This is a genomic window from Citrobacter sp. S39 (genome assembly GCF_009495675.1).
Taxonomy (GTDB): Bacteria; Pseudomonadota; Gammaproteobacteria; order Enterobacterales; family Enterobacteriaceae; genus Citrobacter; species Citrobacter freundii.
Genome location: NZ_CP045555.1, coordinates 2,197,353 through 2,223,587 on the forward strand (window position 1 = coordinate 2,197,353; position 26,235 = coordinate 2,223,587).

Here is a 26,235-nt window from a genome sequence, read left to right on the forward strand (position 1 = left end):
CGGTGCGTATTTAATGATTTGTTTTGGTTAACTTATTGTATTTTAATGTTTTTTATTTAAATTGAAATGAGGGGGATATAATAAACAACAGTAATAATAGTGTTATAAAATAAACCTAAATATAGGCAATATGGTCTTGAAGTTTTATTTTATTAGACTATGGGTCGCTACGGTAATGCCATGGGAGTTTATTTCATACCTGAACGATTCAGCACAAATAAACCATAAATTTGATGAATGTATTGGGTGGGTTTCAATAACTAAAAAATAAGAACCAGTCTCAGGGTGAGAGACTGGTCACAGAGGAGTAGCGTTTAGCGACCAGCATTTTTCATAATACGCGCTTTATCTAACTGCCATTCGCGTTCTTTCACATCGGAGCGCTTGTCGTGCTGTTTCTTACCTTTTGCGACGCCAATTTTCACTTTGCACCAGGCATTTTTCCAGTACAGTGAAAGCGCAACGACGGTATAACCGTCACGATTCATACGACCATACAGGGAGTCGAGTTCACGCTGGTTTAACAACAGCTTACGGGTACGGGTGGGATCACATACCACATGCGTTGAGGCAACAGCCATTGGCGTGAAGTTGGCGCCAAACAGGAACGCTTCGCCGTCTTTAAGGATGACATAGCTATCGCCGATGTTAGCTTTACCTGCGCGCAGAGATTTGACTTCCCAACCTTGCAGAGCGAGTCCTGCTTCGAACTCTTCTTCAATAAAGTATTCGTGTCGTGCGCGCTTGTTAAGCGCGATTGTGGCTGAGCCAGGTTTGTGTGCTTTTTTCTTCGTCATAATGCCGCTCAGTATAGGTAATCTGGAATCGAAAAACACCCCATTTCATCCAGCGGGGCGCAAGGCGCTATCTTAGCACGAGTTAGGCTATAGCGTTTTTTTTAGCGGGGGATAAATGGTATTATTTGTGTGATTGATATTGATGGAAATTGTTATGCCTCAGATTAGCCGGACCGCTTTAGTACCTTACAGTGCGGAACAGATGTATCAGCTAGTGAATGATGTTAAATCCTATCCCCAGTTTTTACCGGGTTGCACCGGTAGCCGTGTGCTGGAGTCAACTCCGGGACAGATGACCGCGGCTGTGGATGTCTCGAAAGCAGGGATTAGCAAAACGTTCACCACGCGCAATCAATTGACCAGTAACCAGAGCATCCTGATGCATCTGGTCGACGGCCCGTTCAAGAAACTCATTGGCGGATGGAAGTTTACGCCACTGAGTCATGAAGCATGTCGTATTGAATTTCATCTCGATTTTGAGTTTACCAATAAGTTAATCGAGCTGGCGTTTGGTCGTATCTTTAAAGAACTGGCTTCAAACATGGTGCAGGCCTTCACGGTTCGCGCGAAAGAGGTTTACAGTGTCAGCGTCGGCTAAAATTGTCGTTGAAGTGGCGTATGCGCTGCCCGAGAAACAGTATCTACAGCGTGTAACGCTGCAACAGGGTGCTACGGTGGAAGAGGCTATCCGCGCTTCCGGGCTGCTGGAATTACGTACCGATATCGATCTCAACAAAAATAAAGTCGGGATATACAGCCGTCCGGTAAAGCTTGCTGATGTTCTGCAAGACGGCGATCGGGTGGAAATATACCGGCCACTGATTGCTGATCCGAAAGAGCTGCGCAGACAGCGAGCAGAGAAATCCGCTAAAAAATAGCAGACAATAAAAAAGGTGCTCATTGAGCACCTTTTTTTGATCTGTTAATCCTACTTGTTGTCGGTCAACGTAGGTTTATTATCAATGTTGGTCAAAACGCCGCTGCTGTTAAAAGTCAGCGTCAGTGTTTGCTGGGTTACGCCTTCATGACCAGGTTGCTGACGGAACACATAAAACCAGGTGTTAGTGCCAAAAGGATCGGACATCATTGGTGTACCCAGAGCATAAGCAACCTGCTGTTGCGTCATACCCGTGCGCACTTTGGCGACATCGGTAGGTGTCAGATAATTTCCCTGGTTGATGTCAGGGCGGTAAACCACTCGCTCCAGAGTGGAACAGCCTGCAGTCAACATCAGTAGTACTGCTGCAGCAGCAGTCAGCGTTTTACAGCGCATAGTGATTTGATTCCTTTTCGGGCCCGAGCAGTACGCGGCTCATATGTAATATGCCGATGATAATAGACCTTTCACCACTTTAAAACCTTTTGCTGTCGGGTCGGTCGGCGATTTTATATTGAACTCAGACCTTAACAAGGTAAAAAAGTTTATGCCGCCAGCAGTTCTTTTGCATTTGCGAGGGTATTGCGCGTTACTTCGCTACCTCCGAGTAAGCGGGCTAATTCCTGCAGACGAGCGCGTTTATCAAGTGGTTGCATGTGTGTTTCGGTCATCGCGCCGTCAGTTTCTTTGCTGACATAGAAATGTTGATGACCACAGCCAGCAACCTGCGGCAGGTGAGTCACACACATTACCTGGGTTGACTCGCCCAACTGACGCAGCATTTTTCCCACCACCGCAGCAGTCGGGCCGCTGATGCCGACATCCACTTCATCGAAAATCAGCGCCGGTGTTTCCATTTTACGTGCGGTAATAACCTGAATAGCCAGCGCAATGCGCGACAGTTCCCCACCGGAAGCGACTTTCGCAATCGGCTGCAACGGCTGGCCTGGGTTAGTGGTCACTTTAAACTCTACGCGATCGGCACCGTCTGAGCTCAAATGATGTTCCTCAAATTTCACATCAATGCAAAAGACACCGTGCGGCATTGAGAGAGTATGCATGCTCTCTGTAATAAGCTGTCCCAGTTCCTGAGCATAATGCTGGCGCTGTTGGTGCAGCATTTTTGCCGTTTCCAGTGCCTGCTGGTGGTGATTGTTCACCGCCAGGGTTAAGGTTTCGAGAGAGTCGGCCTGATCGTCTAACTGCTGTTGTTCATCCAGCAATGACTGATAGAACTGTGGCAGCGCTTCAGGGGCAACATGATGCTTTCGCGCCAATGAGATTTGTTTGGAAATACGCTGCTCAAGTTCGAACAAACGGTTAGGGTCTAAATCCAGACGATCGCAATAGTGGCGCAGCTCGTCGCTGGCTTCGCTGAGCTGGATAGTGGCCTCTTCCAGCATGTCCAGAATACCGGAGAGCTTACCGTCCATTCCTGCCAGTTCACTAACCAACTGTTGTGCCGTGTACAGCTGGCTTTGCAGATTAACGTCTTCGCCGTCTGCCATGATAGCCAGTGCCTGTTGGCTGGTGGTGAGCAATTGCCCGCTGTTAGCCAGACGCTTGTACTCTTCATCAATTTGCTCAAATTCACCTGGCTGCGGGTTGAATTCGTTCAGTTCTTTTAACTGGTATTGCAATAGCTCTGCCCGGGCTGCGCGTTCCTGACTCTGTTGTTGATGATGTGCCAGGTCACGGCAGCTTTGGTGCCACAGTTGGTAGCGCACAGCCATTTCCTGAGTCAGGGATGCTTCATTGGCGTAGCCATCAAGCAGGGATTTTTGGTGTTCTGATTTTGTCAGGAGCTGATGCGCATGCTGACCGTGGATTTGAATAAGCAACTGGCCCAACTCGCGCAGCTGTGACAGCGGTACGGCAGTGCCGTTAATGAAGCCACGTGAACGTCCGTCGCTGCTGATAACGCGACGTAGCAAACACTCACGGCCTTCCTCAAGCTGGTTTTCTTCCAGCCAGCGCAGGGCCGCGGGGGTGTCTTTTAAGGCAAAGCGGGCGCAGAGGTCGGCTCGCGTGGCGCCTGCACGTACCATGTCGGCGTCTGCGCGTCCGCCCAGGCACAAACCGAGAGCATCAATGGCAATAGACTTACCCGCACCGGTTTCACCGGTAATAACGGTCATTCCGTTCTGGAAATCGATCTCAAGTTCACGAACGATAGCAAAATTGCTGATGGTCAGTTGTGCCAACATAGCTGTTTTCCTGTATGAAAAACCATAACTGTAATTACATACAGTATAAACTGGTTTTTTATACAGTAAAGAGGTTGGCGTTAAATTAGAATAATTTTTTTGACCAGCCTAGCTTAGTGCTTAATGTGTTGAAATAGCTGTAATCTTTTGGGTGTATAAGGTTCAGATGATAATCACAGCGGCGAATTAATACGTCTTCACCTTCCTGTATAGGCAGGGCGATCTGGCTGTCGCAACTGATTTCCAGATCGTTACGGCGATGAGAGAAGCGCAGGCGAATGGTGCTGCTACTGTTGATCACCAGCGGTCGTGCGGAAAGCGTATGTGGGAACATCGGGACTAGCGTAATGGCATCCAGCGAAGGCGTCAGTATCGGGCCTCCGGCAGAGAGTGAGTAGGCAGTAGAGCCGGTCGGAGTGGAAATAATCAAGCCGTCCGAACGCTGGGAGAAGGCAAAAATTTCATCGATATAGACTTCAAATTCAATCATGTGCGCCACTTTTCCGGGGTGCAACACGACTTCATTGATCGCAGTGCTAATACGCTTCTGGCAGTCCAGTTGGCATACCTGGGCTTCGAGTAAAAAGCGCTTTTCGCTGATGTAGTGGCCTTCCAGCACGTCAGCTAACTGTTGTTGCGCATTGTCTGGGTCAAGGTCGGTCAGGAAACCGAGGTTGCCGCGGTTAATGCCAATAACCTTGATGTCATAACGTGCCAGGGTGCGTGCGGCGCCCAGCATATTGCCGTCGCCACCGACAACCACGGCGAGGTCTGCCTGCTGGCCAATCTCTGCGAGCGTACCGGTTTTCACATTTTTCAGCTGCAGCTCGTGGGCGATTTGTTGCTCAACGATAACCTCATAACCTTTGGCGCACAGCCAACGGTAGAGCATTTCATGTGTGGTCAGTGCAGTGGGGTGACGTGGATGCCCCACAATGCCAATACACTTGAAATGTTTGTTCATTTTCTCGAGGTCCTTGTAACGAAGATTAGTGACAATGTGAGTACTTCCCTTGAAACCCTGAATCTTATCCCCATAATAATCCAGGTTAGCGAGATGAATGCGAAAAAAACGCGGAGAAATTCATGAGTAGTAAAGAACAGAAAACGCCTGAGGGGCAAGCCCCGGAAGAAATTATCATGGATCAGCACGAAGAAGTTGAGGCGGTTGAATCAGACGCTTCTGCTGAGCAGGTGGATCCGCGCGATGAAAAAATTGCGAATCTGGAAGCTCAGCTTGCTGAAGCCGAAACTCGCGAGCGCGACAGCGTGTTGCGTATCAAAGCGGAAATGGAAAACCTGCGTCGTCGTACCGAACTGGACGTAGAAAAAGCGCATAAGTTTGCACTGGAAAAATTCGTCAACGAGCTGCTGCCGGTGCTGGATAGCCTGGACCGTGCGCTGGAAGTTGCGGACAAAGACAATGACGCTATGGCGGCGATGGTTGAAGGTATTGAGCTGACCCGTAAGTCAATGCTGGATGTTGTGGCGAAGTTTGGCGTACAAGTGGTTGCGGATATCGACGTGCCGATGGACCCGAATGTGCATCAGGCGATTGCCATGGTAGAGTCTGACGACGTTGCTGCCGGTAATGTGCTGATGGTTATGCAGAAAGGCTATACCCTGAACGGACGTACCATCCGTGCGGCGATGGTCTCTGTGGCGAAAGCTAAAGGCTAATCAGCCTCAGACCGGGTAATGCTGATGCGCTACCCGGTCTGGATTACTCTCACTGGTCCGATACGCTTTCCCGCAGCGGTTTGACGGGCAACACCTGCACCTGTTTAATCATATTGTCCTGCACGTCGAGAATATCGATATCGTACTGCCCAATACGCACACGTGTGCCGGCAACCGGGATTTCTTCCAGCGCTTCAAGAATAATACCGTTCACGGTACGTGCATCATCTTCCGGCAGGTGCCAGTTAAACGCCTTATTGATTTCACGAACGTTGGCGCTACCGTCAATGATCACCGAACCGTCATTCTGCGGTGTGACTTCTTCGGCAAGCGTCGGTGACATTGAGGTCGTGAAGTCACCAACAATCTCTTCCAGGATATCCTCGACCGTAACCAGTCCCTGAATATCACCATATTCATTGACGACCAGGCCCACTTTCTTCTTATTACGCTGAAATTTAATGAGCTGGGTGCTGAGTGGCGTGCCTTCCGGAACGTAATAAATTTCGTCGGCGGCGCGTAACATGGTCTCTTTGGTGAACTCTTTTTTCTCGGCCATCAATCGCCAGGCTTCACGTACGCGTAGCATACTGATAGCGTCGTCCAGCGAGTCACGATACAGCACAATACGACCGTGCGGAGAGTGCGAAAGCTGACGCACGATTGATTTCCAGTCATCGTTGATATCAATGCCGATAATTTCATTACGCGGGATCATGATGTCATCGACGCTGACTTTTTCCAGATCCAGCACTGACAGCAGCATATCCTGGTTACGGCGTGAGATTTGCGAGCGCGATTCATTCACCAGCGTTCGCAGTTCATCTTTACTCAGCGAACCGCTCACTACGATATCCGTTTTGATGCCCATCATGCGCATCAGCAGCCGCGTGATGGTGTTGAGTAACCATACCAACGGCATCATCAGAATCTGCAGGGGAGCCAGCAGGACACTGCTCGGATAGGCGACTTTTTCCGGATATAGTGCGGCAATCGTCTTTGGCAGTACTTCGGCAAAAACCAGTACCACAAACGTCAGTACCCCAGTGGCAATGGCGACGCCCGCATCGCCATACAGGCGCATACCGACAATAGTACCGAGCGCGGAGGCCAGAATATTCACCAGATTATTGCCGATGAGCACCAGGCTTATCAGGCGATCCGGCTTGCGAAGTAACTTTTCAACGCGTTTTGCCTGTCGATTTCCCTGCTTGGCCCGATGACGTAGACGATAGCGATTCAGGGTCATCATTCCGGTTTCAGAACCGGAAAAATAGGCGGAAATGACCACCATGATGAGGAGCGTGACAATGAGCGTGGTGGTGGAGATGTGTTCCACGTAGGATTCCTTAAAGATTTAACTCACGAACTGCTGCAGGATACGACTGCCGAAATAGGCCAGTGTCAGAATGCCTGCGCCTGCGACGTTAAACCATACGACGCGACGTCCGCGCCAACCTTCATGGTAATGCCCCCACAACAGAACGATATAGACAAACCATGCCACGATAGAGAGAACGGCTTTATCAATGTTCTCGGTACTGAACAGGTTATGCATGTAAAACAGGCCTGTGCACAGGGTGAGTGTCAGCAGAACCACGCCAATTTGGGTGATATGAAACATTTTCCGCTCAATACTCATCAACGGCGGCATCTCATTGCTGAAAGCCAGTTTTTTGTTTTTCAGTTGGTAGTCAATCCATGCAAGCTGTAGCGCATAGAGTGCGGCGATAATCAGCGTGGCGTAAGCGAAAAGCGAAAGCCCGATATGGATCATCATGCCCGGCGTAGCTTCAAGATGGGTGATGAACTCGTTAGGCATAAACGTGGCGAAGGCCAGGTTTATCAGCGCAAAGGCGTAGACAATGGGCAGCAATAGCCAGCCTCGATTGCGGGAAGCGACAATGGTCATTACCGTACAGATCATCAGGCTCACCAGCGAGCCGACGTTCAACAGACTCAGGTTTTGTCCGCTTTCACCGCCGGGCAGAATACGCGCTTCCAGGGCGATAGCATGGCTTACCAGCGCGACAACCGCAGAGAGAATAGCCATACGCCGCCAGCCGCTGTTTTTTTGCAGCAGAGCGGGAATAATCAGCGCGAGGCTGACTGAGTAGGCGACAAGGGCGAGCAGAGCAAAAACGGGCATATAGGTGTCGACAGTTGGCCAGTGATAAAGAAAAGCAGTATAGCGTTACGTGACCGCTGCTCCAACCGTTGCATAACAACAAAGGCGGCTTCATGTTATACTGCGACAAATTTCTGTTGATGTGTCGCTGTCGCGACCGACCGTTTCCACCCCAGGCGAGAGACAATGTTTGATAATTTAACCGATCGTTTGTCGCGCACGCTGCGCAATATCAGTGGCCGTGGACGCCTTACTGAAGACAACGTTAAAGAGACGCTGCGCGAAGTGCGCATGGCGCTGCTGGAGGCTGACGTAGCGCTGCCGGTAGTGCGTGAGTTTATCAATCGCGTAAAAGAGAAAGCGGTTGGTCATGAAGTTAACAAAAGCCTGACGCCGGGTCAGGAATTCGTCAAGATTGTCCGTAACGAACTGGTTGCGGCAATGGGCGAAGAAAACCAGACCCTGAATCTGGCTGCACAGCCGCCAGCCGTGGTGCTTATGGCGGGCCTGCAGGGTGCGGGTAAAACGACCAGCGTCGGTAAGCTGGGTAAATTCCTGCGCGAGAAGCACAAGAAAAAAGTGCTGGTGGTCTCCGCGGACGTTTATCGCCCGGCGGCGATCAAACAGTTGGAAACTCTGGCCGAGCAGGTCGGCGTGGACTTCTTCCCGTCGGATGTTGGCCAGAAGCCGGTCGATATCGTTAACGCCGCGCTGAAAGAAGCCAAACTCAAATTCTATGACGTGCTGCTGGTGGATACCGCCGGTCGTCTGCACGTTGACGAAGCGATGATGGACGAAATCAAACAGGTCCACGCTTCTATCAAACCGGTAGAAACGCTGTTTGTGGTCGACGCCATGACCGGTCAGGATGCCGCGAATACCGCAAAAGCCTTTAACGAAGCGCTACCGTTAACCGGCGTAGTACTGACAAAAGTTGATGGTGATGCCCGTGGCGGTGCGGCGCTTTCTATTCGTCATATTACCGGTAAGCCAATTAAATTCCTCGGCGTCGGCGAGAAAACCGAAGCGCTGGAGCCGTTCCACCCGGACAGGATTGCTTCGCGTATTCTCGGCATGGGCGACGTGCTGTCGCTGATCGAAGATATCGAAAGCAAGGTTGACCGCGCGCAGGCAGAAAAATTAGCCAGCAAGCTGAAAAAAGGCGATGGCTTCGATCTCAATGATTTCCTTGAACAGCTCAACCAGATGAAAAACATGGGCGGTATGGCAAGCCTGATGGGCAAGCTGCCGGGCATGGGTCAGATCCCTGACAATGTGAAATCGCAGATGGACGATAAAGTTCTGGTGCGTATGGAAGCCATCATCAATTCGATGACGATGAAAGAACGCGCTAAGCCGGAAATTATCAAAGGTTCCCGTAAACGCCGTATCGCTGCCGGTTGCGGTATGCAGGTACAGGACGTAAACCGCCTTCTGAAACAGTTCGACGACATGCAGCGCATGATGAAGAAAATGAAGAAGGGCGGTATGGCGAAGATGATGCGTGGTATGAAGGGGATGATGCCGCCCGGCTTCCCTGGTAGATAAATATATCGGGCTACCTTATTTGCCATTTTGACGCCGGAGTGTGCTCGAAATGCTCACGTACTGCGTGTACGCTCCGCTTTCTGCGCGCGCGCCGACGCCAAACTGGCTGCAACGGTAACGCCCTGGTATAAAGCTTCATCACATGTTGATTGCTTTTTTTCCAGAAATCAGTAAAATTTTCGGGCTTTTAATATGACACCTGGGCTCCGTTCCTCGATGGGGCCTGGGTGTTTTATTCACACAAGAGGATGTTATGGTTACTATTCGTTTAGCTCGTCACGGCGCTAAAAAGCGTCCGTTCTACCAGGTTGTTGTTACCGACAGCCGTAATGCACGCAACGGTCGCTTCATCGAGCGCGTTGGCTTCTTTAACCCAATCGCTAGCGAAAAAGAAGAAGGCACTCGCCTGGATCTGGATCGCATCGCTCACTGGGTTGGCCAGGGCGCGACTATTTCTGATCGCGTAGCTACGCTGATCAAAGCAGCAAACAAAGCAGCTTAATCTGTCACGGTGGTCATGATGAGCAAGCAACTCGCCGCACAGGCTCCTGTAGAACCCATCGTTTTGGGGAAAATGGGGTCTTCTTACGGTATCCGTGGTTGGCTCAGAGTGTTTTCTTCCACTGAAGACGCCGAAAGCATTTTTGACTATCAGCCCTGGTTTATCCAGAAGGCGGGTCAGTGGCAGCAAGTACAGCTGGAAAGCTGGAAGCACCACAATCAGGATCTGATCATCAAGCTGAAAGGCGTTGACGATCGTGATTCGGCGAATCTACTGACTAATTGCGAAATTGTCGTGGATTCCTCGCAGTTGCCAGCGCTGGAAGATGGTTCCTACTACTGGAAAGACCTTATGGGCTGCCAGGTAGTGACCACTGAAGGCTACGATCTCGGTAAAGTCGTCGATATGATGGAAACCGGTTCGAATGACGTCATCGTCATCAAGGCAAACCTGAAAGATGCGTTTGGTATCAAGGAACGTCTTGTGCCGTTCCTCGATGGGCAGGTTATCAAGAAAGTCGATCTCGCTACTCGTACTATCGAAGTAGATTGGGATCCTGGTTTTTAAACCACCGGATAAACGGTAAAAGTCGGCGTTATGGGGATTGGCTTGTGTTTATAGGTATCGTTAGCCTGTTTCCAGAAATGTTCCGCGCAATTACCGATTACGGGGTAACTGGCCGGGCAGTAAAAAATGGCCTGCTGAACATCCAGAGTTGGAGTCCTCGTGACTTTACTCATGACCGGCACCGTACCGTGGACGATCGTCCGTACGGCGGCGGACCGGGGATGTTAATGATGGTGCAACCTTTACGGGACGCCATTCATGCAGCAAAAGCTGCGGCTGGTGAAGGCGCAAAGGTGATTTATTTGTCACCTCAGGGACGCAAGCTTGATCAAGCGGGCGTTAGCGAACTGGCCACGAATCAAAAGCTGATTCTGGTATGTGGTCGCTATGAAGGAATAGATGAGCGCGTGATTCAAACCGAAATTGACGAAGAATGGTCAATCGGCGATTACGTACTCAGCGGTGGTGAGTTACCGGCAATGACGCTGATCGACTCCGTTTCCCGGTTTATTCCGGGAGTTCTGGGTCATGAAGCTTCAGCAATCGAAGATTCGTTTGCTGATGGATTGCTGGATTGCCCGCACTATACCCGACCTGAAGTGTTAGAGCAGATGGAAGTACCGGCAGTGTTACTGTCAGGAAACCACGCTGAGATACGTCGCTGGCGTTTGAAACAGTCGCTGGGCCGGACCTGGCTTAGAAGACCTGAACTTCTGGAAAACCTGGCTCTGACTGAAGAGCAAGCAAGGTTGCTGGCGGAGTTCAAAAAGGAACACGCACAACAGCAACATAAACATGATGGGCAGGCGTAAGCCCCCAATATCAGTTTACCCAGGATAAGAGATTAAATTATGAGCAACATTATTAAGCAACTTGAACAAGAACAGATGAAGCAGGACGTACCTTCCTTCCGTCCGGGTGATACCGTGGAAGTGAAAGTATGGGTTGTTGAAGGTTCCAAAAAACGTCTGCAGGCATTCGAGGGCGTGGTTATCGCTATTCGTAACCGCGGTCTGCACTCTGCATTCACTGTTCGTAAAATTTCCAACGGCGAAGGCGTTGAGCGTGTCTTCCAGACTCACTCTCCGGTAGTTGACAGCATTGCTGTTAAACGTCGTGGTGCTGTTCGTAAAGCTAAACTGTACTACCTGCGTGAGCGCACTGGTAAGTCTGCTCGTATCAAAGAGCGTCTTAACTAAGATTCGCGCAAGCGACATCCTGTTAGAAAAGGGCTGGCCGAAAGGCTGGCCCTTTTTTTATCCCGACGTTTGCTCTGTTGTTCTTTATGGCAATGGAATGACTGCGCGGCGCGCAGCCAGTAGGAGAGTGATTATGGTGTAGCGATCACGACGGCAACGCGGCGGTTTTCAGCACGACCTTTTGATGTCTGGTTGCTGGCAATGGGATATTTCTTCCCGAGTCCCTGAGTCGTCAGGTTGGTGCGGGGAATGTTGGCGCCCTGCGCCCAGGCATCGGCAACCACATTCGCGCGTTTGAGCGACAGAGCTTCGTTATAGCTGTCTTCACCGTAGTTATCAGTATGACCATCCAGGCGAGCATGATTTAGCCCGGTAGCTGCCAGTTTGGATGCCATTTCCTTGATCTGTTTTTCACTTTCAGGACGGAGTTTATAGTCATTTTTGTCAAACAGGATGCTGTCAGACAGGCCGAGAGACCAGTCTCCTGATGCTTCAGTAAATCCGTATGATTTCATGGCTGCAATTTGCTCTGGGGTAAATTTCCCCTGAGGTGCCTGACAGCCTGCCAGAATCAGTAAAAGCAGAAGAAACGGGGATAATAAACGTTTTAGCATGTGTGTAATTCCTTATTTTTTAATAATGCGTTCAGAACGCAAATGTTTAGCCTGATACATATTTTGATCGGCAAGTTCTTGTAATTTTTCGGCAGAGGCATGTTCCCACGTCAGCGCAAACCCAATGCTGAGTGTCATGCTTGCCAGATGACCATTATGCAGGTCAAAAGGTCGGTTAAACTCTTGTGACAGTGCCGCGCAGATCCGCTGAACCTCATATTCAGAATGAACGCTATACAGCACCATCGCGAACTCGTCGCCGCCAAGTCTGTATGGCGAATGTCGATTACCGCCAAATTCGGACAGCCTTTTAGCGACTTCAATCAGAACCCGATCCCCCGCAGCGTGGCCCCAGGTATCATTGATAAATTTAAAATTATCACCATCAAGGAATAACAAAGCGGAGCTGCTGTGGGCGGCATCGTCATTCATCAGCGCGTTAATACTGCTACGAAAAGCGGCGCGATTTGCCAGGCCCGTCAGAGGATCATGTAGCGCGGTACGCAAAAGTTGAGCGTTCTTTGCCTGCAGCCGAAGTTGCCACTCCTCCATCTCGTCCAGCAGACTATTAAAGTCCTGGGCAAAAAGATGAAACTCCTCAATGCGTTCCTCGGAAACGCGTCGCGAAAAGTTACGGTTGGTACGTACATCATGTACCACCTCGGTTATATTTTGCAGGGCTTCCACGACGCCATTGTGTAAATAGCGGGTGAGCATTAATGCTATGCCTGATGCCAACAAAATGCACCCGGTAAGAACGGCCAGCGACAAATAGATGAAACGGCTGATAACGCTATCGCGTGCAGTCAATCGTACTTCGCCGATGACGTTGCCATTATGCAAAATAGGCTGAGTGACCGGTTGTGGGAACAGCCAGTGGCTGATCAGTCCGCTGATCTTCTCCGTGGTGTCTTGCGCGTTATAGCGCCAGGTGGCGATCACCTTTTGGTTTTTATTACGAACTTCCGCAACGGAAAATTGCCCTTGCTGACCCAATGCCGCCAGAGTTTCCGTTGCCGCGACGGCATCAGAAAAGACGAGTGCAGCTTCAAGCGTGCGGGTCATGGTAGCGGCAGTCAGATCCAGATTCTTTTGCGCATACTGTCTTAAGGCCAGCACGGAAGAAATGCTGAGCAGCAGCCAGATCAACGTCATCGTCACCAGGACGCTGATTATGCTGATACGCCGTAATGTCCGTTTAAACGTTGGGCGTGTTACAGGAGAATGGCCCTTATCCATGCTTATTATTCCGTGCAAGCATCAATACGTCAGGACTTACCCTTACGCCGCTGCGTGAAAGGGAATCCATATTTACGGAAAATCTCACATCTTCATCTTTAATTATGAGGCAAAAGGCGCTGCCAATAACGCATTCGGGATTTTGTTCTGCAATTAATAGCAATGCCTTAGTCGGATATTTATTCTTTAATTCCACCTGATAAGTAGGTGATTCTTTTCCAAAATAAAAACCGTCACATTGCGAAACTAATATTTCTTGTTCCGTACGAATGATGACGGGAAGATAGGGTAATGCCCCAGTACTGGTATCTTCCAGAACACTGGAAAAACGCGATGAAGAGAAAATACACAGTTTGGGTGGCCCGGAAAGTGCTGGCCAGCGTGTATAACTGACGATGCCGGAAACCATAGCACGTACAGATTTTGCTTCTTCTGTAACGCTTTGGGCGTACAGCGGTAACCCGGTCAGGAGCAGTGCCAGTAGAAGTATGAGTCGGTAAGAATAGCTCATGAATAGTTACCTACCAGCGTTTGCCGTAAAGCGTCGAAATACATTCAAGATTGTTTAAGACAAAATAACATTATTTTCCTAAGTCGTCATTATTCCAGGGGTAAAGCTGATGGCGATTTAAGTTAAATCCTAGTTGTCTGTAATATTTAAACCATTGTTTAGTTTAATCTTATTGAGGCAGCACCTTCGTTTGCTCCTTTTTTCCAGGCATCGTGTAACTGGTCAATATTTTCGACCGTATCACAACTTGGAGGAAAGGTTTTCCCGGTCAGACCTCTGGCGTAAACAAAATCTTGCTGGCAGATTTTGCGTTGCCCTTCGGCGTAACCCTTAAGATATTTCGTACGATCGACTTCGGGATCATTGAAGTTGTCGGCAAGAGTTTCATTATCTTTAACGGCATAGCCCGAAATGGCATCTTGTATCCCGGCGTCATACCAGTCAGTACCAGTCCAGGTGGGGGCATGGGTATAGGGATCTATCTGACATCCGCTAAGAAGGAATAGAAATAAGATGCTGATGAGTTGCTTCATTGCCTGTGCTCCCTTGTTTTTTTAAGCATAGCGGATCTGAAAATTCGTGATGTAAATTTAAGTGTACATCTATAAGAGCTGTTTTTGCCTTAAAATAACGCTGTGTAAATTAAAATTTACGGATTGTGGATTGAAATCTTTACCTGTTATGGTATCGTTATTTCCTCCTCGCTGAGGATCAACTATCGCAAACGAGCTAAACAGGATCACCATCATGCAAAAAGACGCGCTGAACAACGTACATATTACCGACGAACAGGTTCTGATGACCCCGGAGCAGCTGAAAGCTGAATTTCCGCTGAGCCAGGAGCAAGAGGCGCAAATCGCCCAGTCGCGTAAAACCATCTCAGATATTATCTCCGGTCGCGATCCGCGCCTGCTGGTCGTATGTGGCCCATGCTCCATTCACGATCCTGAAATGGCTATTGAGTATGCTCGTCGATTTAAAGCCCTTGCCGCAGAGGTCAGCGATAGCCTCTACCTGGTGATGCGCGTCTATTTTGAAAAACCCCGTACCACCGTTGGCTGGAAAGGGTTAATTAATGATCCTCATATGGATGGCTCTTTTGATGTTGAAGCAGGTCTGAAAATTGCGCGTCAGCTGCTGCTTGAACTGGTAAATATGGGACTGCCGCTGGCAACTGAAGCGCTGGATCCAAATAGCCCGCAATACCTGGGCGATCTGTTTAGCTGGTCTGCAATCGGAGCCCGTACCACGGAATCGCAGACACACCGCGAAATGGCTTCCGGTCTTTCCATGCCGGTCGGCTTTAAGAATGGTACTGACGGTAGCCTGGCGACCGCCATTAACGCCATGCGTGCGGCTGCGCAGTCGCACCGCTTTGTTGGTATTAATCAGGCCGGGCAGGTTGCGCTGTTGCAAACTCAGGGGAACCCGGACGGCCACGTGATCCTGCGCGGGGGTAAAGCGCCGAACTACAGCCCGGCAGATGTCGCCCAGTGCGAAAAAGAGATGGAGCAGGCGGGACTACGACCTTCTCTGATGGTAGATTGCAGTCATGGTAATTCCAATAAAGATTACCGCCGTCAGCCTGCCGTGGCTGAATCCGTAATTGCACAAATCAAAGATGGCAATCGCTCGATCATTGGTTTGATGATTGAAAGTAATATTCACGAAGGCAACCAGTCTTCTGAACAGCCGCGCAGCGAAATGAAATACGGCGTGTCCGTAACCGATGCCTGCATTAGCTGGGAAATGACGGATGCGCTGCTGCGTGAAATTAGTCAAGATTTAAACGGTCAGCTGTCGGCGCGTGTAGCATAAGAGGTTGGTTATGGTTGCTGAATTGACCGCATTACGCGATCAAATTGATGAAGTCGACAAGGCGCTGCTGGATTTACTGGCACGCCGCCTGGAGCTGGTTGCCGAAGTTGGTGAAGTAAAAAGCCGTTTTGGGTTGCCGATTTACGTGCCGGAACGGGAAGCCTCTATGCTTGCCTCTCGCCGGGCAGAAGCGGAAGCCCTTGGCGTGCCGCCGGACCTGATTGAAGATGTGCTACGCCGCGTTATGCGTGAGTCCTATTCCAGTGAGAACGACAAAGGGTTTAAAACGCTTTGTCCTTCTCTGCGGCCGGTAGTGATCGTCGGTGGCGGCGGTCAGATGGGGCGTCTGTTTGAAAAAATGCTCACCCTGTCAGGTTACCAGGTGCGGATCCTGGAACAGCAGGATTGGGATCGCGCGCCGGAGATCGTCTCTGATGCTGGGATGGTGATCGTCAGTGTGCCGATCCACATCACCGAGCAGGTGATCGCCAAACTACCGCGTCTGCCGTCTGACTGCATCCTGGTGGATCTGGCTTCAGTGAAAAATGGTCCTTTGCAGGCGATGCTGGCTGCACATGATGGCCCGGTGGTGGGGTTACACCCAATGTTTGGTCCGGACAGTGGCAGCCTGGCAAAGCAGGTCGTCGTTTGGTGTGATGGACGTCAGCCGGAAGCCTATCAGTGGTTTCTGGAACAGATTCAGGTATGGGGTGCACGACTACATCGGATCAGCGCCGTTGAACACGATCAGAACATGGCGTTTATTCAGGCATTGCGTCACTTTGCGACCTTTGCTTACGGTCTGCATTTAGCGGAAGAGAATGTTCAACTGGAGCAACTGCTGGCGCTCTCTTCGCCGATTTACCGTCTTGAACTGGCGATGGTTGGCCGTCTGTTTGCCCAGGATCCGCAGCTCTATGCCGATATTATTATGTCGTCTGAGAGCAACCTTGCGCTGATCAAACGCTACTATCAACGTTTTGGTGAGGCGATCGGTTTACTGGAACAGGGCGATAAGCAAGCGTTTATCGACAGTTTCCGTAAGGTGGAGCATTGGTTTGGCGATTATGCGAAACGCTTCCAGAGTGAAAGCCGTACTTTGTTACGCCAGGCGAATGACAGCCGTCCTTAATTAAGATGCCGGATGGCGGCTTCGCCTTATCCGGCCTACAAAAATCGCATGAATTGTAGGCCGGATAAGCGTAGTGCCATCCGGCATTGTCAAACGTTAGCTCGGATCGACCGGCACCACGTTCTCACTCGGATAGCATCCCAGTACTTTCATCGAACGTGTAATCTCACCCAGCTCTTTCAATGCTTTTTGCATTTGGGGCGATTCCAGGTTGGCCTGGATATCAAGATAAAACATCTCTTCCCACGGATTGCCGTGAATCGGGCGTGACTCCAGTTTAGTCATAATCAGATTATGGTTACGCAGCACCAGCAATGCTTCTACCAGCGCACCGGCCTGTTGTCCTGTTGCCATCAGCAACGTGGTTTTTGCCGGAACCTGGTCGGAAACATTGATGGCTTTGCGCGCCAGCACCACAAAGCGGGTGATGTTTTGTGTTTGGTTAGCTTCAATGTGCTCAAGAACCTGCAAACCATACAGCACACCTCCGGCTTCGCTCCCCAGAGCCGCCACGCGCGGCGAGTTAGCCTGCGCAACTTTTTCCATTGCCGCAGAGGTGCTTTCGGTGTACTCAATCTTCCAGTGTGGATGACGACTCAGGAATTTGCTGCACTGCTGGAACGGCTGCGGATGGCTGTATACCGTTTCAATGGTCTCCAGATCCGTCGTGCCGGACACCAGTACACAGTGGTCTATCGTAATGGTCATCTCGCCAACAATAGACAGGCTGGTGTGCTGCAGCAGGTCGTAAACGTCGTTAATCCCACCGGAGCTGGTGTTTTCAATCGGAACCACAGCATAGTCAGCCTGTCCGGTTTCGACCTGATTAAAGATATCGGCAAATTTTGCGCAGCCGCTTTCAATAAATTGTTCAAAATGGCGGGCGGCGTACTGACGTGCTGCCAGATGGGAATATGATCCTTTTGGCCCAAGGAAGGCCACGCGCGCGGAGTGTGGGTTAATTTTGTTCAGGTGCTGCTGGAGCAGAGCCTGTTGAGTCAGGACGGAGTCTTCGATGATGAGTTGGAACAGGCGAGTAATGTAGTGAGCATCAAGATGATGTGCTTTGCCCAACTGAATCAGACGGTCCAACAGGTCACGTTCACGGTCGATATCTCGTACCGGACGATGTGAAAGCAGTTTGGCTTTACCAACTTCTACGGCCAGTCCACGTCGCTCAGCCAGCAGGGCCAGTAATTTTTCATCCAGCGTGCTGATCTTATCGCGCAGCGCCAGCAATGGGTTTTCCGATGTCATAGTGTTGCCTTTCTTGTTATCAATAAAAAAGGCCCCCCGTTGTGGGAGGCCTTATTGTTCGTCTTCGCATTCTTTATCACACGACGAAACGCCTCCCATTCAGGGGAAGGTAAAAAAGAATGCGAAGAAGAACGGGACAAGTTTCATGTAATTTTCCTTTGGCTACGTCAGTAAAGTACCCGTACTGTTTTCACCCTGTCAACAAAAAACGCGCCCGAAGGCGCGTTGGCGATACACTCAATGTAAGGGACTACTCTTCTTCTGCTTCGACGAAGTTGGCGTCTTTGACTGAAGTTGTTGCACGACGGGCTTCGCCTTTGTGCTGCACTTTATTGAGCTGCCGTTCCAGCTTGTTGATCAAATCGTTAATTGCGGTGTACATATCCTCGTGTTTTGCGCTGGCGACCAGATGTCCGTTCGGTGTATTGATGGTGGCATCAGCAATGAAACCCTGTGGCTCCTTAGACAGAATGATATGTGGATTAATCAGATGAGTTTGCCATTTTTCTAGTTTGGCGAGACGGTCTGCGACATGCTGGCGAATTGCCGGAGTAATTTCCATTTGTTTACTGGTAATGTTCATTGTCATAAATTTTACCTCTTGTCTTTCCCGTCTTGGTGATTCCAGCATACCGTTCCCAATGTCAAAATGCGTGATATAAATCACATTTTTTTGTCGCTTTTTGTCAAGAAAACCTTTTTGTGAGGCACCGCAGGAACAGGCGATTTTTTACTTGAGGAATACCTGAAAGCAGGCCATATTTGATGGGATGCGTCGGAGCTAAACCGCTTCAGTTGTAGCGTTAACGGATAAAAAAACGGCAGCCCTTGGGCTGCCGTTTTGCATTCTGAGGTAAATCAGGTATTGCTGCTGTTGGCGGCAATGATTTTCGCTACTTTTTCTGCCTGCGCATTCATCTGCATCTGGCGATAAGCTTTTTCCATTAACGGCAGAGCATCACGTGTTGCCTGAGTATCAGGGTAGTCGCGTAGCATACCTTCCACACGGTTTACCACGGCAACCCATGCACCGCGGGCAGTGTAGTATTCCGCAACGGAATATTCATACTTCGCCAGACGATCTTTCAGGAACACCAGACGTTTGGTGGCATCAGTGGTGTACTGGCTGTTCGGATAGCCACGTACCAGTTTGGAAAAGTCATTAAACGCAGCTCGGGCGTGTTGCGGATCGCGATCGCTGCGATCAACACCAAAGAATCCTTGCAGTGCGCTATCATCCAACGCCATATTGGTCAGGCCACGCATATACATGACATAATCAATGTTAGGGTGTGTCGGGTTAAGACGGATAAAACGATCGATAGCAGCCTGAGCAAGTGGCAGATCGGCGTTTTTGTAGTAGGCGTAGATGAGATCTAATTGCACCTGCTGAGAATACGGTCCAAATGGATAACGGTTATCCAACGCTTCCAATTGCGTTATTGCCTGTTTCCAGTTACCGTCCTGCAGCTTTTGCTGAGCAGTCGCGTAGATTTCATTTGGCGGATTATCGGGCACCTCTTCCTTTGAACCAGAGCAACCCGCCAAAAACAGGCTCAACGTGGCTGCTGCCACCAGATATTTCATGCGCGTCATGACGTTTTGACTTTCCTCAAAATGTAATACGGGAGATTCTCTGTTCCTGCTCCCGGTTAAGACCAGCTACAATAGCACACTATATTAAACGGCAAAGCCGTAAAACCCAACGTTAAACGAAGAAGCAGTTTATGGCACAACGAGTAGAACTCACCGCAACAGTCTCCGAAAATCAGCTCGGTCAACGCTTAGATCAGGCTTTGGCCGAATTGTTCCCTGATTATTCGCGATCGCGCATAAAAGAATGGATCCTCGACCAGCGCGTGCTGGTAAATGGCAATCTTTGCGATAAACCGAAAGAAAAAGTGTTGGGTGGAGAGCGTGTCTCCATCAATGCAGAAATTGATGAAGAGGTTCGTTTTGAACCTCAGGATATCCCACTGGATATCGTTTATGAAGATGATGATATTCTTGTCATCAACAAACCCCGTGACCTTGTAGTGCATCCGGGCGCCGGGAATCCTGATGGTACGGTATTGAATGCGTTACTGCATTACTACCCGCCAATCGCGGATGTTCCTCGTGCCGGTATCGTACACCGTCTGGATAAAGACACGACCGGATTAATGGTGGTGGCAAAAACGGTTCCGGCACAAACACGTCTGGTTGAGTCATTGCAGCTGCGCGAAATTACCCGTGAGTACGAAGCCGTAGCAATTGGTCACATGACTGCTGGCGGAACCGTTGAGGAACCGATTAGCCGTCACCCGACCAAGCGTACGCACATGGCGGTACACCCAATGGGGAAACCGGCGGTAACGCACTATCGCATTATGGAACACTTCCGTGTGCACACGCGTCTGCGGTTGCGTCTGGAAACCGGACGTACGCACCAGATCCGCGTGCACATGGCACATATCACTCATCCGCTGGTGGGCGATCAGGTCTACGGCGGTCGTCCACGTCCACCGAAAGGCGCTTCTGACGAATTTATCTCCGTACTGCGTAAGTTCGACCGCCAGGCGCTACATGCGACCATGCTGCGTTTGTATCACCCGATTTCCGGTATCGAAATGGAATGGCATGCGCCGATCCCACAAGATATGGTGCAATTGATTGAAGTGATGCGCGCTGATTTCGAAGAACATAAGGATGATATTGCCTGGCTATGAGTAAGCTAATTGTTCCGCAGTGGCCGATACCTCAAGGTGTCGCGGCGTGTAGTTCTACCCGTATTGGCGGAGTCAGTATGCCGCCTTACGATTCGCTGAATCTGGGCGCCCATTGCGGCGATAACCCGGAGCATGTTGAAGAGAACCGCAAACGACTGTTTGCTGCGGGCAATCTGCCGTCAAAGCCGGTCTGGCTGGAGCAGGTCCACGGTAAGGATGTCCTGAAACTGACAGGCGGGCTTTACGCCTCCAAACGCGCAGATGCGTCGTATAGCAACACGCCGGGCACAGTGTGTGCGGTAATGACCGCTGATTGTCTGCCGGTGCTGTTTTGCAATCGCGCCGGGACGGAAGTGGCTGCGGCCCATGCGGGTTGGCGAGGATTATGCGCTGGCGTGCTGGAAGAGACGGTGGCGTGTTTTGCCGACGAACCTGAAAACATTATTGCCTGGCTAGGACCGGCGATAGGCCCAAACGCCTTTGAAGTGGGAGCAGAAGTTCGCGAGGCATTCATGACGAAAGATCCGCAAGCGGACCTCGCATTTGTACCGCGCGGCGACAAGTATCTGGCGGATATCTACCAGCTTGCCCGTCAGCGGCTGGCAAATGTCGGCGTGGAGAACATCCACGGCGGCGACCGTTGCACCTTTAGTGAAAGTGAGACGTTCTTCTCTTATCGTCGCGACAATACCACGGGTCGTATGGCAAGTTTTATTTGGCTGATATAACCTAAAGAATCAAGACGATCCGGTACGTGTAATTTTCTTTTCACATAATTCAGGTCATTCACCTTGAATAATTGAGGGATGACCTCATTTAATCTCCAGTAGCAATTTTGACCTGTTATGGGAGGAGTTATGCGTCTGGATCGTCTTACCAATAAATTCCAGCTTGCTCTTGCCGATGCCCAGTCACTCGCATTGGGGCACGACAATCAATTCATCGAACCACTTCATCTAATGAGCGCCTTGCTGAATCAGGAAGGGGGATCGGTACGTCCTTTATTAACGTCTGCTGGCATTAATGCTGGCCAGTTACGTACAGCCATTGACCAGGCATTGAGCCGCTTGCCGCAGGTAGAAGGTACCGGCGGTGATGTGCAGCCTTCTCAGGAACTGGTGCGTGTACTGAATCTTTGCGACAAGCTGGCGCAAAAACGTGGGGACAACTTTATTTCGTCAGAACTGTTCGTTCTGGCGGTGCTTGAGTCACGCGGTACGCTGACCGACTTATTAAAATCAGCAGGGGCGACGACCGCCAATATCACTCAGGCAATTGAACAAATGCGTGGAGGTGAAAGCGTGAATGACCAGGGGGCTGAAGACCAACGTCAGGCCTTGAAAAAATATACCGTCGATCTGACTGAACGTGCTGAACAGGGCAAACTCGATCCAGTTATCGGCCGTGATGAAGAAATTCGCCGTACCATTCAGGTGCTGCAACGTCGTACTAAAAATAACCCAGTGTTAATCGGTGAACCCGGTGTCGGTAAAACAGCCATTGTTGAAGGGCTGGCCCAACGCATCATCAATGGTGAAGTGCCGGAGGGCTTAAAAGGCCGTCGTGTACTGGCGCTGGATATGGGCGCGCTGGTGGCTGGGGCCAAATATCGCGGTGAGTTTGAAGAGCGCTTAAAAGGTGTGCTGAACGATCTCTCGAAACAGGAAGGCAACGTCATTCTGTTTATCGACGAATTGCATACCATGGTTGGGGCGGGTAAAGCCGATGGCGCGATGGACGCCGGGAACATGCTGAAACCAGCGCTGGCTCGCGGGGAACTGCACTGCGTAGGTGCCACAACGCTTGATGAATATCGCCAGTACATCGAAAAAGATGCGGCGCTGGAACGTCGTTTCCAGAAAGTGTTTGTGGCTGAACCTTCAGTGGAAGACACCATCGCAATCTTGCGTGGCCTGAAAGAACGTTATGAGCTGCACCATCATGTGCAGATTACTGACCCGGCGATTGTTGCGGCAGCTACGTTGTCTCATCGTTATATTGCCGATCGTCAGTTACCGGATAAAGCTATCGACCTTATTGACGAAGCGGCATCCAGCATTCGTATGCAGATTGACTCCAAGCCGGAGGAACTCGACAGACTCGACCGCCGTATTATCCAGCTCAAACTGGAACAGCAGGCATTAATGAAAGAGTCTGATGAGGCAAGTAAAAAACGTCTCGATATGCTCAACGAAGAGCTGGACGACAAAGAGCGCCAGTATTCTGAGTTAGAGGAAGAGTGGAAAGCTGAAAAAGCCTCCCTCTCGGGAACGCAAACTATCAAGGCTGAGCTGGAGCAGGCAAAAATCGCCATCGAACAGGCGCGCCGCGTTGGCGACCTGGCGCGGATGTCTGAACTGCAGTACGGCAAAATTCCTGAACTGGAAAAACAGCTGGAAGCAGCCACCCAGTCTGAAGGCAAAACCATGCGTCTGCTGCGTAATAAAGTCACGGATGCAGAAATTGCTGAGGTGCTGGCGCGCTGGACCGGGATCCCGGTTGCTCGCATGCTGGAAGGCGAACGGGAAAAACTGTTGCGTATGGAACAGGAGCTGCACAGCCGTGTGATTGGTCAGAACGAAGCGGTGGAAGCCGTTTCTAACGCCATCCGTCGTAGCCGCGCGGGCTTGTCCGATCCGAATCGTCCGATTGGTTCATTCTTGTTCCTTGGTCCAACCGGGGTCGGTAAAACCGAACTGTGCAAAGCGCTGGCAAACTTTATGTTCGACAGTGACGACGCAATGGTGCGTATCGATATGTCCGAGTTTATGGAGAAACACTCGGTGTCTCGCTTGGTTGGGGCACCTCCGGGATATGTCGGTTATGAAGAAGGTGGGTATCTGACGGAAGCAGTACGTCGTCGTCCTTACTCTGTCATCCTGCTGGATGAAGTGGAGAAAGCGCACCCGGATGTGTTCAACATTCTGCTGCAGGTGCTTGACGATGGTCGTCTGACTGACGGACAGGGAAGAACGGTCGATTTCCGTAATACGGTTGTCATCATGACCTCGAACCTGGGCTCCGATCTAATCCAGGAACGCTTTGGTGAGCTGGATTACGGCCACATGAAAGATATGGTGCTGGGCGTCGTGAGCCATAACTTCCGCCCGGAATTCATCAACCGTATAGATGAGGTTGTTGTATTCCATCCGTTGGGTGAGCAGCACATTGCTTCTATTGCTCAGATCCAGCTGCAGCGTCTGTACAAACGTCTGGAAGAGCGTGGCTATGAAATCCACATTTCTGACGAGGCGCTTAAACTGCTGAGTGCGAATGGTTACGATCCGGTGTATGGCGCACGTCCATTGAAACGTGCTATCCAGCAGCAGATCGAAAACCCGCTGGCGCAGCAAATTCTGTCTGGTGAACTGATTCCGGGCAAAACGATTCGTCTGGAAGTGAATGACGATCGCATCGTGGCAGTGCAGTAAGTCACAAAACAACAATAAACGGGCCCTGCGGGGCTCGTTTTTGTTTAAAATTCAGGCGAAAATAGACGTATTGATTGAAAAGTAATCGCTTGATAAGTTTTTTATATTTTTAACTTGTCAGCCTGAAATAACTCCCTATAATGCGCCTCCACTGACACGGAACAACGGATTACAAGCCGCCGGGTCAGCGGGGTTCCACTGAGAACTCCGGCGAAGAAAGCGAAATTAAATGCTTGACTTCGCAGCGGGATGGCGTAATATGCACACCCCGCGCCGCTGAGAAAAAGCGAAGCGGCACTGCTCTTTAACAATTTATCAGACAATCTGTGTGGGCACTCGAAGATACGGATTCTTAACGTCGCAAGACGAAAAATGAATACCAAGTCTCTGAGTGAACATACGTAATTCATTACGAAGTTTAATTCACGAGCATCAAACTTAAATTGAAGAGTTTGATCATGGCTCAGATTGAACGCTGGCGGCAGGCCTAACACATGCAAGTCGAACGGTAGCACAGAGGAGCTTGCTCCTTGGGTGACGAGTGGCGGACGGGTGAGTAATGTCTGGGAAACTGCCCGATGGAGGGGGATAACTACTGGAAACGGTAGCTAATACCGCATAACGTCGCAAGACCAAAGAGGGGGACCTTCGGGCCTCTTGCCATCGGATGTGCCCAGATGGGATTAGCTAGTAGGTGGGGTAACGGCTCACCTAGGCGACGATCCCTAGCTGGTCTGAGAGGATGACCAGCCACACTGGAACTGAGACACGGTCCAGACTCCTACGGGAGGCAGCAGTGGGGAATATTGCACAATGGGCGCAAGCCTGATGCAGCCATGCCGCGTGTATGAAGAAGGCCTTCGGGTTGTAAAGTACTTTCAGCGAGGAGGAAGGCGTTGTGGTTAATAACCGCAGCGATTGACGTTACTCGCAGAAGAAGCACCGGCTAACTCCGTGCCAGCAGCCGCGGTAATACGGAGGGTGCAAGCGTTAATCGGAATTACTGGGCGTAAAGCGCACGCAGGCGGTCTGTCAAGTCGGATGTGAAATCCCCGGGCTCAACCTGGGAACTGCATCCGAAACTGGCAGGCTAGAGTCTTGTAGAGGGGGGTAGAATTCCAGGTGTAGCGGTGAAATGCGTAGAGATCTGGAGGAATACCGGTGGCGAAGGCGGCCCCCTGGACAAAGACTGACGCTCAGGTGCGAAAGCGTGGGGAGCAAACAGGATTAGATACCCTGGTAGTCCACGCCGTAAACGATGTCGACTTGGAGGTTGTGCCCTTGAGGCGTGGCTTCCGGAGCTAACGCGTTAAGTCGACCGCCTGGGGAGTACGGCCGCAAGGTTAAAACTCAAATGAATTGACGGGGGCCCGCACAAGCGGTGGAGCATGTGGTTTAATTCGATGCAACGCGAAGAACCTTACCTACTCTTGACATCCAGAGAACTTAGCAGAGATGCTTTGGTGCCTTCGGGAACTCTGAGACAGGTGCTGCATGGCTGTCGTCAGCTCGTGTTGTGAAATGTTGGGTTAAGTCCCGCAACGAGCGCAACCCTTATCCTTTGTTGCCAGCGGTTAGGCCGGGAACTCAAAGGAGACTGCCAGTGATAAACTGGAGGAAGGTGGGGATGACGTCAAGTCATCATGGCCCTTACGAGTAGGGCTACACACGTGCTACAATGGCATATACAAAGAGAAGCGACCTCGCGAGAGCAAGCGGACCTCATAAAGTATGTCGTAGTCCGGATTGGAGTCTGCAACTCGACTCCATGAAGTCGGAATCGCTAGTAATCGTGGATCAGAATGCCACGGTGAATACGTTCCCGGGCCTTGTACACACCGCCCGTCACACCATGGGAGTGGGTTGCAAAAGAAGTAGGTAGCTTAACCTTCGGGAGGGCGCTTACCACTTTGTGATTCATGACTGGGGTGAAGTCGTAACAAGGTAACCGTAGGGGAACCTGCGGTTGGATCACCTCCTTACCTTAAAGAAACGTTCTTTGTAGTGCTCACACAGATTG

General features: G+C 50.5%; 27 protein-coding genes, 1 rRNA gene and 1 other annotated feature. Of the genes, 14 read left to right on the top strand and 14 right to left on the bottom strand.

Features of this window, described 5'->3' with window-relative positions; translation table 11 throughout:
• Positions 1-314: 314 nt before the first annotated feature.
• Positions 315-797, bottom strand: coding sequence for an SsrA-binding protein SmpB (smpB, locus tag GFB57_RS10385; RefSeq protein ID WP_003031211.1), 483 nt, complete (start codon positions 795-797; stop codon positions 315-317).
• Between the two features lie 154 nt (positions 798-951).
• Here smpB and ratA point away from each other — a divergent pair, with 154 nt between their 5' ends.
• Together ratA and GFB57_RS10395 are read left to right on the top strand one after the other, a co-directional pair.
• Entirely contained in the window at positions 952-1,395 is a 444-nt protein-coding gene (gene ratA, locus GFB57_RS10390) for a type II toxin-antitoxin system toxin RatA (RefSeq protein WP_003031213.1), read from the top strand.
• Positions 1,379-1,675, top strand: a complete 297-nt coding sequence (locus GFB57_RS10395) for an RnfH family protein (protein ID WP_003031215.1) — start codon at positions 1,379-1,381, stop codon at positions 1,673-1,675. The genes ratA and GFB57_RS10395 overlap by 17 nt, the downstream gene beginning before the upstream one ends.
• 50 nt (positions 1,676-1,725) lie before the next feature.
• Here GFB57_RS10395 and bamE read toward each other — a convergent pair whose 3' ends face one another.
• From bamE to nadK, 3 genes are all read right to left on the bottom strand, one after another.
• Positions 1,726-2,070, bottom strand: coding sequence for an outer membrane protein assembly factor BamE (bamE, locus tag GFB57_RS10400; protein WP_003031218.1), 345 nt, complete (start codon positions 2,068-2,070; stop codon positions 1,726-1,728).
• A gap of 149 nt (positions 2,071-2,219) precedes the next feature.
• Positions 2,220-3,881: a DNA repair protein RecN gene (recN, locus tag GFB57_RS10405; protein WP_003031219.1), complete on the bottom strand. Its 1,662-nt coding sequence runs from the start codon at positions 3,879-3,881 to the stop codon at positions 2,220-2,222.
• 85 nt (positions 3,882-3,966) lie between these two features.
• Positions 3,967-4,845 (bottom strand): NAD(+) kinase, encoded by an 879-nt coding sequence (nadK, locus tag GFB57_RS10410; RefSeq protein ID WP_003031220.1) that lies wholly within the window; start codon positions 4,843-4,845, stop codon positions 3,967-3,969.
• 122 nt (positions 4,846-4,967) lie between these two features.
• On the opposite strand from nadK, the gene grpE reads away from it, so the two are divergent.
• Entirely contained in the window at positions 4,968-5,561 is a 594-nt protein-coding gene (gene grpE / locus GFB57_RS10415; protein ID WP_003031221.1) for a nucleotide exchange factor GrpE, read from the top strand.
• A gap of 49 nt (positions 5,562-5,610) precedes the next feature.
• Here the strand turns inward: grpE and GFB57_RS10420 are convergent, their stop codons facing one another.
• Together GFB57_RS10420 and GFB57_RS10425 are read right to left on the bottom strand one after the other, a co-directional pair.
• Positions 5,611-6,900: an HlyC/CorC family transporter gene (locus GFB57_RS10420; RefSeq protein ID WP_008324538.1), complete on the bottom strand. Its 1,290-nt coding sequence runs from the start codon at positions 6,898-6,900 to the stop codon at positions 5,611-5,613.
• Between the two features lie 18 nt (positions 6,901-6,918).
• A complete protein-coding gene (locus GFB57_RS10425) occupies positions 6,919-7,710 on the bottom strand; it encodes an inner membrane protein YpjD (protein WP_003031224.1) in 792 nt (263 codons plus the stop codon).
• Positions 7,711-7,875: 165 nt separating this feature from the next.
• Here GFB57_RS10425 and ffh point away from each other — a divergent pair, with 165 nt between their 5' ends.
• From ffh to rplS, 5 genes are all read left to right on the top strand, one after another.
• On the top strand, positions 7,876-9,237 hold the full coding sequence (gene ffh, locus GFB57_RS10430; RefSeq protein WP_003031226.1) for a signal recognition particle protein: 1,362 nt from the start codon (positions 7,876-7,878) through the stop codon (positions 9,235-9,237).
• Between the two features lie 253 nt (positions 9,238-9,490).
• The gene (gene rpsP / locus GFB57_RS10435; RefSeq protein ID WP_003031228.1) at positions 9,491-9,739 is read left to right on the top strand and encodes a 30S ribosomal protein S16; all 249 of its coding nucleotides are present in this window, start codon (positions 9,491-9,493) and stop codon (positions 9,737-9,739) included.
• A gap of 18 nt (positions 9,740-9,757) precedes the next feature.
• Positions 9,758-10,306, top strand: coding sequence for a ribosome maturation factor RimM (rimM, locus tag GFB57_RS10440; RefSeq protein ID WP_003031230.1), 549 nt, complete (start codon positions 9,758-9,760; stop codon positions 10,304-10,306).
• Positions 10,307-10,350: 44 nt separating this feature from the next.
• The gene (trmD, locus tag GFB57_RS10445) at positions 10,351-11,118 is read left to right on the top strand and encodes a tRNA (guanosine(37)-N1)-methyltransferase TrmD (RefSeq protein WP_003031232.1); all 768 of its coding nucleotides are present in this window, start codon (positions 10,351-10,353) and stop codon (positions 11,116-11,118) included.
• Positions 11,119-11,157: 39 nt separating this feature from the next.
• Positions 11,158-11,505: a 50S ribosomal protein L19 gene (gene rplS / locus GFB57_RS10450; RefSeq protein ID WP_002914145.1), complete on the top strand. Its 348-nt coding sequence runs from the start codon at positions 11,158-11,160 to the stop codon at positions 11,503-11,505.
• A gap of 131 nt (positions 11,506-11,636) precedes the next feature.
• Here rplS and GFB57_RS10455 read toward each other — a convergent pair whose 3' ends face one another.
• From GFB57_RS10455 to GFB57_RS10470, 4 genes are all read right to left on the bottom strand, one after another.
• Positions 11,637-12,119: an OmpA family protein gene (locus GFB57_RS10455; protein ID WP_003031234.1), complete on the bottom strand. Its 483-nt coding sequence runs from the start codon at positions 12,117-12,119 to the stop codon at positions 11,637-11,639.
• A 12-nt stretch (positions 12,120-12,131) separates the two neighbouring features.
• Complete coding sequence (gene dgcN, locus GFB57_RS10460) at positions 12,132-13,358, bottom strand: diguanylate cyclase DgcN (RefSeq protein WP_003031236.1); 1,227 nt, start codon at positions 13,356-13,358, stop codon at positions 12,132-12,134.
• Positions 13,351-13,869, bottom strand: a complete 519-nt coding sequence (locus GFB57_RS10465; RefSeq protein ID WP_003839843.1) for a YfiR family protein — start codon at positions 13,867-13,869, stop codon at positions 13,351-13,353. Before GFB57_RS10465 ends, dgcN begins: the two co-directional genes overlap by 8 nt.
• Before the next feature lie 158 nt (positions 13,870-14,027).
• A complete protein-coding gene (locus GFB57_RS10470) occupies positions 14,028-14,402 on the bottom strand; it encodes a DUF2799 domain-containing protein (RefSeq protein ID WP_003031240.1) in 375 nt (124 codons plus the stop codon).
• Positions 14,403-14,616: 214 nt separating this feature from the next.
• Here GFB57_RS10470 and aroF point away from each other — a divergent pair, with 214 nt between their 5' ends.
• Together aroF and tyrA are read left to right on the top strand one after the other, a co-directional pair.
• Positions 14,617-15,687: a 3-deoxy-7-phosphoheptulonate synthase AroF gene (aroF, locus tag GFB57_RS10475; RefSeq protein ID WP_003031241.1), complete on the top strand. Its 1,071-nt coding sequence runs from the start codon at positions 14,617-14,619 to the stop codon at positions 15,685-15,687.
• Between the two features lie 10 nt (positions 15,688-15,697).
• Positions 15,698-16,819, top strand: coding sequence for a bifunctional chorismate mutase/prephenate dehydrogenase (gene tyrA / locus GFB57_RS10480; RefSeq protein ID WP_003031242.1), 1,122 nt, complete (start codon positions 15,698-15,700; stop codon positions 16,817-16,819).
• Positions 16,820-16,915: 96 nt separating this feature from the next.
• Here the strand turns inward: tyrA and pheA are convergent, their stop codons facing one another.
• The 4 genes from pheA to bamD form a co-directional block, all read right to left on the bottom strand.
• A complete protein-coding gene (gene pheA, locus GFB57_RS10485; RefSeq protein WP_003031243.1) occupies positions 16,916-18,076 on the bottom strand; it encodes a bifunctional chorismate mutase/prephenate dehydratase in 1,161 nt (386 codons plus the stop codon).
• 22 nt (positions 18,077-18,098) lie between these two features.
• Positions 18,099-18,224 (bottom strand) — a sequence feature (Phe leader region).
• Positions 18,176-18,223, bottom strand: a complete 48-nt coding sequence (gene pheL / locus GFB57_RS10490; RefSeq protein ID WP_100250063.1) for a pheA operon leader peptide PheL — start codon at positions 18,221-18,223, stop codon at positions 18,176-18,178. Its footprint overlaps the feature before it by 48 nt.
• A 102-nt stretch (positions 18,225-18,326) precedes the next feature.
• Positions 18,327-18,665, bottom strand: a complete 339-nt coding sequence (raiA, locus tag GFB57_RS10495; protein ID WP_003031244.1) for a ribosome-associated translation inhibitor RaiA — start codon at positions 18,663-18,665, stop codon at positions 18,327-18,329.
• A 269-nt stretch (positions 18,666-18,934) separates the two neighbouring features.
• Positions 18,935-19,672, bottom strand: coding sequence for an outer membrane protein assembly factor BamD (gene bamD / locus GFB57_RS10500; protein ID WP_003031245.1), 738 nt, complete (start codon positions 19,670-19,672; stop codon positions 18,935-18,937).
• Positions 19,673-19,803: 131 nt separating this feature from the next.
• Here bamD and rluD point away from each other — a divergent pair, with 131 nt between their 5' ends.
• The 4 genes from rluD (at position 19,804) to GFB57_RS10520 (ending at position 26,197) form a co-directional block, all read left to right on the top strand.
• The gene (gene rluD / locus GFB57_RS10505; protein WP_003031246.1) at positions 19,804-20,784 is read left to right on the top strand and encodes a 23S rRNA pseudouridine(1911/1915/1917) synthase RluD; all 981 of its coding nucleotides are present in this window, start codon (positions 19,804-19,806) and stop codon (positions 20,782-20,784) included.
• Positions 20,781-21,512, top strand: a complete 732-nt coding sequence (gene yfiH / locus GFB57_RS10510; RefSeq protein WP_003031247.1) for a purine nucleoside phosphorylase YfiH — start codon at positions 20,781-20,783, stop codon at positions 21,510-21,512. The genes rluD and yfiH overlap by 4 nt, the downstream gene beginning before the upstream one ends.
• A gap of 129 nt (positions 21,513-21,641) precedes the next feature.
• The gene (clpB, locus tag GFB57_RS10515; RefSeq protein ID WP_003031249.1) at positions 21,642-24,215 is read left to right on the top strand and encodes an ATP-dependent chaperone ClpB; all 2,574 of its coding nucleotides are present in this window, start codon (positions 21,642-21,644) and stop codon (positions 24,213-24,215) included.
• A gap of 440 nt (positions 24,216-24,655) precedes the next feature.
• A 16S ribosomal RNA gene (locus GFB57_RS10520) occupies positions 24,656-26,197 on the top strand.
• The last annotated feature ends 38 nt before the right edge of the window (positions 26,198-26,235 follow it).